The sequence below is a fragment of the Streptomyces sp. BR123 genome (assembly GCF_013401435.1).
Taxonomy (GTDB): Bacteria; Actinomycetota; Actinomycetes; order Streptomycetales; family Streptomycetaceae; genus Streptomyces.
Window position 1 is genome coordinate 1 of sequence record NZ_JACBGN010000568.1, and the last position, 1,758, is coordinate 1,758.

At 76.3% G+C, this 1,758-nt stretch carries 1 protein-coding gene; it reads right to left on the reverse strand.

The genetic code is table 11. From position 1 onward, the window contains the following. Positions 1–260 precede the first annotated feature (260 nt). The gene (locus tag HYE82_RS36310) at positions 261–1,613 is read right to left on the reverse strand and encodes an alkaline phosphatase PhoX (RefSeq protein ID WP_179178481.1); all 1,353 of its coding nucleotides are present in this window, start codon (positions 1,611–1,613) and stop codon (positions 261–263) included. Between the last annotated feature and the right edge of the window lie 145 nt (positions 1,614–1,758).

Here is a 1,758-nt window from a genome sequence, read left to right on the forward strand (position 1 = left end):
GGGAGGCGTGGGGAGAGGACGCCGCCGGCGCGGGGGCGGCGGGGGTGCCCGGACGGGCCTGCCCGCCCTGGCCGGAGGCGGGCGTGCTGCCGCCTCCGCATCCGGCGAGGGCGGTGCAGAGCGCGGCACCGAGGGCAGCCGTGGCCACCGCATTGCGCACAGAAAGGGTCACGCAGGCAAAATATATGACGATCTGATTGGTGGATGTTCATGGCGCGGGCGTGGGCAGGCCGATCCCCCGTCCGGCGCGCCGGATCGGATCAGTGCCAGGGGCCGGTCACGGCGAAGGTGGTGCCGGGGGCGTACGCGTTGACGTACATGGTGCGGCCGTCCGGGGAGAAGGTCACCCCGGCGAACTCGCCGAACTCCGGGGCTCCGGGGCGGCCGATGTCGTCGGCGTTGCGGGCCACCGGGTAGACCTCGCCGCCCGGAGTGACCCCGAAGACGTACTGGGCTCCGCCGCCGTCCTCGCACACCATCAGGCCGCCGTCCGGGGCCAGGCAGATGTTGTCGGGGGAGTCGCCCGGCAGCCGGACGTCGGCAGCCGGCCCGAAGACCACGTCCAGCCGGACCGTGCGCCGCGCCGGGTCGTGGAACCACACCTGCCCGTGGTGGTCGGCCGCGGCCCCCTCGGCGCTGCGGGCGTAGCTGGAGACGAAATGGACGCCGCCGTTGCCGCCCCAGTAGCAGCCCTCCAGCTTCTGGGCGTGGGTGATGCCGCCCGGCCCGAAGTCCTGCAAGCGGATCGGGGTGCCGGCCGCCGACGGGTCGGGTACGGGCACCCATTCGGCCGGGAACTCGGCGCCCGGCTCGGTGACCACGGACAGGTCCGGCACCCCCGGCACGCGCAGCGCCTGGAGCTGCCCCCCGGCCCGCAGGGAGCCGGGGCCGCCGAGCGGCCGCGCGGGCAGGAAGCGGAAGAAGAGCCCGAACGGCTCGACGAAGGCGTCCTCGGTCTCGTACACGGTGCCGCGGTACGGGTCCACGGCCACGGCCTCGTGCGCGAAGCGCCCGAGGGCGGTCAGGGGGACGGCGCCGGAGCGGTGCGGGTCGGCAGGGTCGACCTCGAACACGTAGCCGTGGTCCCGGGCGTAGCCGGAGGTGCCGGCCCGGTCCTCGGTCTCCTCGCAGCTCAGCCAGGTGTTCCAGGGGGTGCGGCCGCCCGCGCAGTTGACGGCGGTGCCGGCGAGGGCGACGCGCTCGGTGGTGACCCGGCCGGCCGGGTCGAGGCCGAGGAGGGTGCAGCCGCCGAGGGCGGCGGGGTCGTAGGTCAGGCCGTCCACGGCCGGGACGCGGACGGTGGCCGTGGGCCGGTTCTCGTGGTTGCGGACGAGCCGCACCCCGCCGTCGGAGCCGGCCGCGAAGGCGGCCATGCCGTCGCAGTTGGCGGGTACGGTGCCCTCGCCGGAGCGCAGCGGGTCCCCGGCCCGGGACAGGACGCGGTACGTGAACCCGGCGGGCAGGTCGAGCAGCCCGTCCGGGTCGGGCAGGAGGGGACCGTACCCGGCCCGGGCCCGGGCGGCGGCACGCGGGTCGGCGGCGTGGAGCGCGCCGAGGCTCCCGGCGAGGGTGATGCCGGCGGCGGCGAGCAGACTGCGGCGGGAGAGGGACATGGCGGTTCCCCGGGGCGAGGGCGGGACATCCGCAGGTCGGCGGGGAAGAGCCGGCGGTAGAGCTCCTTGGCGGCGCGCCGCTGCGGGTTGGCCAGCTCGTGCGGGATCTCGTCGAGGCGGTTGCGGACCAGGCGGTCCACCTCGC